General features: G+C 60.4%; 10 protein-coding genes and 1 pseudogene. 2 read left to right on the plus strand and 9 right to left on the minus strand.

Going from position 1 to position 8,620, the window contains the following annotated elements; genetic code table 11:
• Window positions 1–137: 137 nt before the first annotated feature.
• Both KGB29_RS24670 and pcsA read right to left on the minus strand, forming a co-directional pair.
• The gene (locus KGB29_RS24670) at window positions 138–524 is read right to left on the minus strand and encodes a DUF488 domain-containing protein (protein ID WP_150814996.1); all 387 of its coding nucleotides are present in this window, start codon (window positions 522–524) and stop codon (window positions 138–140) included.
• 2 nt (window positions 525–526) lie between these two features.
• Window positions 527–1,249 (minus strand): phosphatidylcholine synthase, encoded by a 723-nt coding sequence (pcsA, locus tag KGB29_RS24675; protein WP_057715439.1) that lies wholly within the window; start codon window positions 1,247–1,249, stop codon window positions 527–529.
• A gap of 258 nt (window positions 1,250–1,507) precedes the next feature.
• Here pcsA and KGB29_RS24680 point away from each other — a divergent pair, with 258 nt between their 5' ends.
• A complete protein-coding gene (locus KGB29_RS24680; protein ID WP_150814997.1) occupies window positions 1,508–2,239 on the plus strand; it encodes a tellurite resistance TerB family protein in 732 nt (243 codons plus the stop codon).
• On the opposite strand, the gene KGB29_RS24685 is transcribed toward KGB29_RS24680, so the two are convergent.
• Complete coding sequence (locus KGB29_RS24685) at window positions 2,236–2,679, minus strand: cupin domain-containing protein (RefSeq protein ID WP_057715437.1); 444 nt, start codon at window positions 2,677–2,679, stop codon at window positions 2,236–2,238. The genes KGB29_RS24680 and KGB29_RS24685 overlap by 4 nt on opposite strands.
• Before the next feature lie 163 nt (window positions 2,680–2,842).
• Between KGB29_RS24685 and KGB29_RS24690 the strand changes: the two are divergent.
• Window positions 2,843–2,986, plus strand: a pseudogene (locus tag KGB29_RS24690) (DNA polymerase ligase N-terminal domain-containing protein); the annotation flags it as partial.
• A gap of 175 nt (window positions 2,987–3,161) precedes the next feature.
• Here KGB29_RS24690 and KGB29_RS24695 read toward each other — a convergent pair.
• The 6 genes from KGB29_RS24695 to KGB29_RS24720 form a co-directional block, all read right to left on the minus strand.
• Window positions 3,162–3,836 carry a DUF3313 domain-containing protein gene (locus KGB29_RS24695; protein ID WP_057715435.1) on the minus strand — a complete coding sequence of 225 codons (675 nt, stop codon included), beginning with the start codon at window positions 3,834–3,836 and terminating at the stop codon, window positions 3,162–3,164.
• 50 nt (window positions 3,837–3,886) lie between these two features.
• Window positions 3,887–5,155 (minus strand): OmpP1/FadL family transporter, encoded by a 1,269-nt coding sequence (locus KGB29_RS24700; protein ID WP_150814998.1) that lies wholly within the window; start codon window positions 5,153–5,155, stop codon window positions 3,887–3,889.
• 68 nt (window positions 5,156–5,223) lie between these two features.
• On the minus strand, window positions 5,224–6,837 hold the full coding sequence (locus tag KGB29_RS24705; RefSeq protein WP_057715433.1) for an arylsulfatase: 1,614 nt from the start codon (window positions 6,835–6,837) through the stop codon (window positions 5,224–5,226).
• Window positions 6,838–7,053: 216 nt separating this feature from the next.
• Window positions 7,054–7,332: a DUF3303 domain-containing protein gene (locus tag KGB29_RS24710; protein ID WP_057715432.1), complete on the minus strand. Its 279-nt coding sequence runs from the start codon at window positions 7,330–7,332 to the stop codon at window positions 7,054–7,056.
• A 204-nt stretch (window positions 7,333–7,536) separates the two neighbouring features.
• Window positions 7,537–8,076, minus strand: coding sequence for a phosphohydrolase (locus KGB29_RS24715; RefSeq protein ID WP_150814999.1), 540 nt, complete (start codon window positions 8,074–8,076; stop codon window positions 7,537–7,539).
• Complete coding sequence (locus KGB29_RS24720; RefSeq protein ID WP_008050481.1) at window positions 8,076–8,477, minus strand: hypothetical protein; 402 nt, start codon at window positions 8,475–8,477, stop codon at window positions 8,076–8,078. Before KGB29_RS24720 ends, KGB29_RS24715 begins: the two co-directional genes overlap by 1 nt.
• Window positions 8,478–8,620 lie beyond the last annotated feature (143 nt).

Consider the following 8,620-nt stretch of genomic DNA (forward strand, 5'->3'; position numbering starts at 1 on the left):
GCCGTTGAGTTGGCCCAAGTCCAGTGTGGGAGCGGGCTTGCTCGCGAAAGCGGTGTATCAGCCACAGCATCTTCGACTGAAAGACCGCTTTCGCGAGCAAGCCCGCTCCCACAGGGGTTGTGTGATGGTCATGGCATCTAAATCACTACGGCCCCCCGCGCCTGCAGCAACTCGCGCAACACCGACCGATGGCAATGCGCTTCATCCTCGCAATAACAGCCCACGGCCAGGGACGTCTGATGGGACAACGCGGCCAGCAGATCCAGTAACTGACTGGCAGCGGGCTGGCTCATCTCGGTCTTGAACTTGCGCCGGAACACCTCCCAGGCCTTGGCATCTTGCGCAGCCTTGGCCTCGGCCACCAACTGCGCACTGGGCGACAGCAGCGGCTGCCAGACATCATAAAAGTCCCGACGGGCGAATTCGGCTTTCGGTACGCCACGGGGAGGGCGGCGTACCGTGCCCAGGCGCAATCCTTCATCGGGTCGACGGGGTGAGCCGAGTTGAACGATATGGACCGCCATGGCTACTTGAGCCTCGATTCGTCGAACCACTCCAGCGCCGTGCGCCACAAGCAGATGCCCAGGAAGTACGCTGACATCAGCAGCCACAGCCCCATCACCCACGGGTTGATCAGCGGATGGTTGAGCACCAGTGACAGGCTGCACAGCAACCAGATGGCCGTCACCGCAATGTTGATCGGCATGAACCGGCGCACGCGAAACGGGTGCAGGAATTTCATCCGGGTCACGGTCAGCAGGGCCAGGCCAATGACTGTAATGAAGGTGATCCACGGCGACGGGGCGATGATGTAAAGGCACAGGGCAACCACGTTCCAGGCGGCGGGGAAGCCCTGGAAGTAGTTGTCCTTGCTCTTCATGTTGACGTTGCAGAAGCAGAACAGCGACGACACCAGAATCAGCGACACGCTCAGCAGCAAGGTGTAGTCCGGCAACGGGATATAGCGGTAGATGAACAGTGCCGGGATAAACACGTACGTCAGGTAGTCGATCACCAGGTCGAGGATCGAGCCATCGAAGCTCGGCAACACCGACTGCACGTTGACCTTGCGTGCCAGCGCACCGTCCAGTCCGTCAACGATCAGGGCGACACCCAGCCACAGCAGGCAATGGGTCGGCTGGTTTTCCAGCAGGGACAGGGTGGCGAGGAAAGCGGTGACCACGCCAGTGGCGGTAAAACCATGGGCGCCCCATGCTTTGAGCCTGGCGATGTACAGGGTTGAAATCACAGGGGCGTTCTCCAGTGAATGAAGCAAGCCAGTTGTCACCCCGCGTACGGGGGTGGTGGCAAACCGGGTCGGGTTGCAGGTATCGACCGGGTATCCGGGAATAAGGTTCACCACTCATGAATCTTAGCTGCGCCGCAAGAAAATACCCCGGACGAATCCGGTATAGCGCGGGCGGGTCAGCCCAACGGTGCTGGCACATTCGCCTGCGGGGGCTATCGTTGCCTGACTGGATAAACGCCCTTCAAGAGGACAAACGTCATGAACACCAGCGATCTGCTCGAACAATTACTGCGCGCCGGCCAGGGCTCGATGGCGCGACAGGGTGGCGGTGACGCATCGGCCCAGGGCGGGCTCGGCGACCTGGGTGGATTGCTCGGCGGTTTGTTGGGCGGGGGTGTCGGTACCAGTGCTGGCAGCGGTGGCGCAGGGTTGGGCGGTTTGCTCGGTGGTTTACTTGGCGGCGGTTCGCCGATGGGCGGTGCACCGCAAAGTCGCTCCGCTGGCGGCACCAATTATGCGGCGCTGGCGTCCCTGGGCATGATGGCGTTCCAGGCGTACCAGGCCTGGCAGCGTAGTCAGGCCTCGGCGCCGCAGGAAGCGCCACGGACCGTGGACTTGCTGGCCGGCCCGGAGGCCGAGGAGCACAGCCATGCGATCCTGCGGGCATTGATTGCCGCGGCCAAGGCCGATGGCCGCATCGATGCCGCCGAGAAACAGATGATCAGCACTGAAATCGGCCGTCACACCGACGATCCGCAATTGCAGCAATGGCTGGACGACGAGGTCGCCAAGCCACTGGATGCCTATGACATCGCGCAGTCGGCCACCGACCCGGGCATGGCCTCGGAGATGTACCTGGCCAGCGTCATGCTGGTGGACGACCAGCAGGACGCCGAACGCAACTATCTGGATGAACTGGCCGCGGCGTTGCAGATCGACCCGCAGTTGCAAGTGCACCTGGAGCAGCAGGCCAAGGGCGGTGCGGCCTAAATCGCCTTGGGCAGCAGAAACGTCACCCCGAAGCTTTCGGCTATCTGCAAGATCCGCGGCAGGTCCTCGGGTACCTTGAGTTGATCCAACGCCGTAAAGAACTGCCCACCGCGTGGATCGGACACCACACCGATCATTGTCGCAGTGGGGCTGACGTTCTTGTAGGCATGAATCGAACCGCTGGGGATATGCACGTAGCCACCGGCCAGGACGGTGGTGGCTTTGCCTTCGACGGTCACTTCCACCTGACCTTCAACGACGTAAAACGCTTCGTCCCAGGGATGAAAGTGTGGCGGTGGCCCGCCTCCTTGTATGCCTTTCTGGATGTGCATCTCGAACGGTTTGCTCAGATCCCCGCCGGCCAGGACGGTGATCGTTTCACCCACGACGTTGACCGGCCCCGGGGGATTTCCGGCTTCGATGATGTGAACCCTGCGCATGGCTGCTCTCCGGGGGATGAGACTGCACCGGCGAAGTATAGGCCCCGAAGCGCCAGCCGGGTGGCGCGCCCATGGCCCGTCTGTCCGGGCATTTTCAACGCCGATTGAATTACTGCGCCACTCGTGTGCTCTGCCTGGTTAGAAGACGTTTGCATTCAACGTCCTGGCGCGAAGCATACCCGAGGGGCATTACGGCGTGGGCGAGGTGATCGTCTGGGACCGGGGCATTTGGACTCCCCAGGACGGTCTCGCCAAAGCCTGGGCCAAGGGTCGACTCAAGTTCGAGTTGCAGGGGGAGAAGCTCGGCGTGGACATGCACAAAACCCGGCAGGCGATCACTGCCGAGATGCGCCGGCGGGTGGGGATGAAGAAGTGAATTGTGCCGATAGGAGCTGCTGAAGGCTGCGACCTTTTTATGGTTTCAATAACCTGAAGATCAAAGGATCGCAGCCCGCGGCAGCTACTACGCGAGCAACCTGTTCTTACTTGAGGAACGCCTGGAAGTCGGTACCCAGTTTGTCGATCGCTGCCTTGAAGTCCTTGGCGGTAATCTTCTGGCTTTCGTTTTTCAGTTCGGTGCCGAACACCTTGCGCACCACTTTGGCTACGGTCTGGTTGCTCTTGGCGTCGACGAACTCGGCTTCGATGAACAGGGTGGTTTCCTGGTCACGGTGACCGGTGGCTGCCTGGGTTGCCCCGACTACGGCCGCGATGGGCACCACTTCATACCACTTCATGCCTTCGTTCTCGGCGTTCACCCCGGTAATCGCCGCGCGCATGATCAGAGGGCGCGAACCCGCCGGTGCGGATGAGGTGTTGGTCACTACGCGGTATTTCTGACCCAGCGTAGCCTTTGCCTTGCTGGTCATGTAGTTCTGAATGTCGGTCAGTGTCTGCTGGTTGACACGCTCATCGGGTTTGGGGGCCGGGTAGAGCTCCAGTTTGTTGAACACCACGGTGTCATAGGCATTCGGGTTCCACGCAGGGCTGACCCAACGCATCGCGGTGCCGCCGCTCGGCGTTTCGACTTCCTGCAGGTTGTTGTAGTTGGACAAGAAGCCTGAATATTGCTCCTTCTCAGTCACTTTCGAGGTGCAGCCGCCTAGCAACAGACTGGCCAGCGTAGCGCCGACGAGCAGTTTTCGGGACAGATTCATAGTGGTGTTTACTCCTTGGTTTAAATCGTCATTCTTTCGTTTACAAGACATCAGAATCGCCAGGTCATGTTTCCGTTTATAGCCTGAATCCAGGCATTGTCGAATTGACCGGAGATTCGATTGCCCGATACGGACTTGGCCTGGTCCACCGGCATGTCGCCGAGCCAGACCATGGCCCAACTGACGTTGACATCGGTGTTCTCGTTCAGAGCATAGGTGGCTCCTGTCGCAATGCGCCAGGATTCATTCATCGGCACGACCACGCTGCGGTTGCTGTCCGAGACGGCGCTGCTGTCGTAGGCCACACCGACGTTCCACAACCACTGCTCGGTGGCCTGGTATTGCGCGCCAAGGGAGAGGTGCCAGGTATCCTTGAAGCCGGCGTCGACTGTTGTCGATTGCGCTCCAAATGCCGTGGTGTCGACCTCTACGGCGATGTCGCCGAACTCGGACCAGTCCTGCCAGTTGGCCGAGGCGAGCAACGCCCATTGCCGGTCCAGTTGCTGGAAAAGGCTCAGGGTGACGGTTTGCGGCACCTTCATGTCCAGTTCGGTATCGGTGTTGTTGACGCGCTCGAGCAGGCGGCCGTCGCCCTTGACGTCCAGCCGGTCCTTGAAGTCCAGGTCGACCTGGCTGGTGTAGGTCAGGCCGATGCGCGTGCCGGGTTGTGGGGCGTAGATCACGCCCACGTTGGCGCCATAGCCCCAGGTGTTGTCCCGGTACTTGTATTGGCCGTCAGAGCGGTCAGTGAAGCCGAAAGGGGAGCGGTCGATGGCGGTGTCTGCCTTTAACATGCCGTACATGGCCTTGATGCCCAGGCCGACCGACCACTGCTCATTGAAGCGATAAGCCACGCTCGGTACCAGCGACAGGCCGAGCAGGCTGGAGTTCTGCGCAAAGTAGCGGCCGGACCAGTCGTTGTCGTAATTGACCGCCAGGCCGAAGTCGCCGTACTGGCCGAACCCGACGCTCCAGTGCTCGTCGAGTTCATGGCTGATGAAGAAGCTGCCACCGGGAATCGGATCGAGGGCGTTGCCACTGCCGCTGCCCGGGGTGTTGGTGCCGGAGTCGCGGTCGAAGCTCAGGTCGCCGTACAGAACCTGCAAGCCGGCGGTGATTTGCGTGCCTGGCAGATAGCTCATGCCCGCAGGGTTGCTGGCGATGGTCGAGGGGCCTTGGGCACGGGCGGCGGCACCGGCGTTGGCCAGGCCGGCGTTATCGGTGCCGATTTCATAGAGCATGATGCCGCCGGCCCAGGCTTGCTGGCAGCACAGGGCAAGTAGCGCAGAGGCGGGCAGGGTAGCTGTTTTCGTCGGCATGGAAATCCCTCAGCAATTGTCCATTTCGAATACGGGTGGACTGAACCCGCCACCCGTGGATTCGGCTGTTACTTGGCCATCTCTGCCCGAGCCGCGGCGATCTTGGCTTTAACCGAGTCGAGGTTGAAACTCGCGCCTTTTTGCATTGGTGGGAACTCGATCGCTGTTTCTGCCAGTTTGGCCACCTGCTGCTGGACGAACACGAAGCGCCAGAACTGGAATTTGAACCAGTCGAAGTATTGTTGCGAACCCTGCGCGGCCTGATTTTCCGGCCAGCCCATGCGCTCGAACGGGTCGAGTCGAAGATTGGTCAGGATCGGCACATCCACAGCAACTTTAGCCCCCATCCAACCACCCGGTTGGTCAATGAAGCGATATTTGTAGTCGTCTATGCGCACCGCACCCAAGGAGCTCTCTCCGAAGTAGAAAACTTCATGCCGGTTCGACGGACCTTTTCCAGTGATCATTGGCGTTTGATCATAGCCGTCCAGGTGAACTTTGTAGGTGGTGTCGCCCAATTGTTTGCCTTTGAGCAGTTCCGCCGTGATGTTCGGGTTACCTGCCGCCGCGACCAGGGTCGGGAACCAGTCCATGCCGGACATGATGCCGTTGGCAATCTGGTTGGCCGGCACCTTGCCTGGCCAGCGAATGATTGCCGGTACCCGGAAGCCACCCTCCATGACCGTGCCTTTGCCCATGGCGAACGGAGTCGTGCCGCCATCGGGCCAGGTGAAGTTTTCCGCACCATTGTCGGTGGTGAAAATCACGATGGTGTTGTCGTCCATGCCGTCTTTTTTCAGCTTCGCCAGGACGTCGCCCACAATGTCATCGAGCTGCGCCATACCGGCTTCCTGTTCCGACCAGCCATTCTGCGAGTTGCGCATGGCCTCGTACTTGTCGGACAGGTGCGTGACGATGTGCATGCGGGTCGGGTTGAGCCAGACGAAGAACGGTTTGTTGTCCTGCTTGGCCTTGTCGATGAACGAGAAGGCCTTGTCGCGAATCTCCTCGTCGACGGTTTTCATCCGCTCCGGATAGAGCGTTCCGGCGTCTTCGATTTTCTGCTTGCCGACCTTGCCCCAGCGCGGCATCACGGTCGTGTCATCAGTGGTGGAGGCCCAGCTGTGGACCATGTTGCGTGGGCCGACGCTGTCTAGCAGCTCCTTCGGATAATTGGGGTGTGCCGGATCTTCCATGGCGTCGAGGTGATAGAGGTAGCCGAAGAATTCATCGAAACCATGGACGGTGGGCAGGAACTGGTTCAAGTCGCCCAAGTGGTTCTTGCCGAACTGGCCGGTGGCATAACCCATGGCCTTGAGTGCGGTCGCGATGGTGACGGCTTCGGCGGGAATACCCACGGGCGAGCCGGCCTGGCCGACGGTGGTCATGCCTGTCCGAATCGGCAGTTCGCCGGTAATGAAGTTGGCGCGCCCGGCGGTGCAACTGGCCTCGGCGTAATAGTCAGTGAAACGCATGCCTTCGTTCGCTAGCTGATCAAGGTTGGGGGTTCTGCCGGCCATCATGCCTTGGTTGTAGACGCCGATATTCGACCAGCCCACATCGTCGCCCATGATAACCAGGATGTTGGGAGCTTTGTCGGCGGCCAGGGTCAGGCCGGGAAACGCCATCACAGACAGCAATAGGGGGGCCGCAAACAGCGTGGATAAGGTTGTCCGATTCATTTCGAGCTCCTGCGCACTCGCGTGAGTACATCGAGACGAGCCCCCAACCGTCGTTGAATTTCGTAACCCCCGCGAAGAGCGTAGGTTTGAATTGCGAAATATCCAGTAATGGATAGTCAGAAAGCACTGATTCAGGAGCATTGCGCCGAAAGAGTGTTCGCTCAAAAACACCCGCTAAATTGAGGCGGCGAGCGCTACTCGCCACCTCAATCGCCATTACCGGTCGGCAGTGGCAGCCAGCAATGGTGCAATTTGCTCATCGGTCAATGCGGCATGCACGTCCATACTCATCAGGTCGTTCCACTCCAGCACCCATTTTTGAATCGGCACCAGATCACTCGCCTCGGCAATGCCGAAGCCGGCCGAGCTCCCTACGGCGTGCCAGCGTCCGTGCATGGTGACGCCTTCGGGCGGTGCGCCACCGGTCTTGAGGAAACGTGCGATTGCGGCATCACGGTTGTCCGGGCTGATTGTCCAACTGACGATGAATAACATCGGCTACCTCCTGTTACGGATTGGCACCGGTTTTTATGCGCGCACCTGGCTGGCGCCGGGGCCGTGGCCGCGCTTGGGTTTGCAGTTCCATCCTGGCTGGCTTGCGGCAAAATCTCCCATGGAAGGCATAGCAGCGCCTCGCGATTCATGTACGACCGCTGATCTTGTTCAGGTGCCTGTTCGAGGGGGTAACGGATGCGTGTTTCACCAACGAAACATGGGCAGCGGGCGCAGCGGCGAGCGAATGAATTGACGGGCAGAAAGCTTCATCAGCATCGAGTGAAAGCCGTGATCGGGAAAGGTCGACTGCACGGTTTTGATGAAGCTGCGGGGCAGGCCGAAACGCACCAGGCCCAGGGACACATCCACCAGATCGGCCTGGCGGAAGGGTTCGACGCTGGCAGCATAGGCGCCGCGATACCGGCGCAGTTTGTGATGCTCAAGTATCAATGCGCTGACTTCATCCTTCAGTTCCGCTCGTTGCTGGTTGTCGAGGTACTCGGTGGCCAGGGCAATGGACGGCGGCAGGTAGTCGAGGGTGTCATCGGTCCAGATGCCCAGGTCATGAAACGCCGCCGCGATTTGGACGGCGGCCGGGGGCAGGCCATCGGCACCGCTGAGGGCTCCATGGAAATTCAGCACCCGGTAAATGTGGTTTCGGTAGCCCTGCAGGTCGGCCCCAATGGCCAGGGCGAACGAGGTGAGAATCTCGTCGGTGAGGGGGAGTTCGAGAAGAAGCTTCATCAGGCGTCACGCAACAGGTCGTTGGCATTGAGCAGTTCGTAGGCGATCTCCGGGCGCTTTTCCATGGCCCGGCGAATGGCGGCGGGGATGTTGGCGCGGGTCTTGCGGCACAGCCCCGGCAGTTCGCCAATCTGGATGCCGATGCCGCGCATGGTGCGCACTTCGTTGAAACCGGGAGCGATGTCCACGCGGATGCCCAACTGTTCGAGCATGCGCCGTTGCAGGTGCTCCAGATCGCTCAGGCTCTGCAGGTTCTCCAGGCGTTCGATCAGGCGTTTTTCTTCGTTGCGGGTCAGAAACAGAATGCGCAGGTCCGCCCCTGGTGTTTCCAGCAACGGGTCACGCCCGCAGTCGCAGGCGCCGGGCGGGCAGGGTGAGCGGATCGCAGCGGTGGTGGTCATGGGGATCAATCATAGAGCGCTGTGATCGAGTTTGCCCATAGGGATTTGGTGTGAAGGCGATCTAAAAATGTGGGAGCGGGCTTGCTCGCGAAGGCGTCCTGTCAATCGACAATTGCGTCGACTGACACTACGCCTTCGCGAGC

The sequence above is a fragment of the Pseudomonas sp. BF-B-30 genome (assembly GCF_019956305.1).
Taxonomy (GTDB): domain Bacteria; phylum Pseudomonadota; class Gammaproteobacteria; order Pseudomonadales; family Pseudomonadaceae; genus Aquipseudomonas; species Aquipseudomonas jessenii.

Bases quoted from the DNA above. Each gene is read 5' to 3' on its own strand.
- KGB29_RS24670 (WP_150814996.1), bottom strand. From the start codon at position 524: ATGGCGGTCCATATCGTTCAACTCGGCTCACCCCGTCGACCCGATGAA.
- KGB29_RS24680 (WP_150814997.1), top strand. From the start codon at position 1,508: ATGAACACCAGCGATCTGCTCGAACAATTACTGCGCGCCGGCCAGGGC.
- KGB29_RS24685 (WP_057715437.1), bottom strand. From the start codon at position 2,679: ATGCGCAGGGTTCACATCATCGAAGCCGGAAATCCCCCGGGGCCGGTC.
- KGB29_RS24695 (WP_057715435.1), bottom strand. From the start codon at position 3,836: ATGAATCTGTCCCGAAAACTGCTCGTCGGCGCTACGCTGGCCAGTCTG.
- KGB29_RS24700 (WP_150814998.1), bottom strand. From the start codon at position 5,155: ATGCCGACGAAAACAGCTACCCTGCCCGCCTCTGCGCTACTTGCCCTG.
- KGB29_RS24705 (WP_057715433.1), bottom strand. From the start codon at position 6,837: ATGAATCGGACAACCTTATCCACGCTGTTTGCGGCCCCCCTATTGCTG.
- KGB29_RS24710 (WP_057715432.1), bottom strand. From the start codon at position 7,332: ATGTTATTCATCGTCAGTTGGACAATCAGCCCGGACAACCGTGATGCC.
- KGB29_RS24715 (WP_150814999.1), bottom strand. From the start codon at position 8,076: ATGAAGCTTCTTCTCGAACTCCCCCTCACCGACGAGATTCTCACCTCG.
- KGB29_RS24720 (WP_008050481.1), bottom strand. From the start codon at position 8,477: ATGACCACCACCGCTGCGATCCGCTCACCCTGCCCGCCCGGCGCCTGC.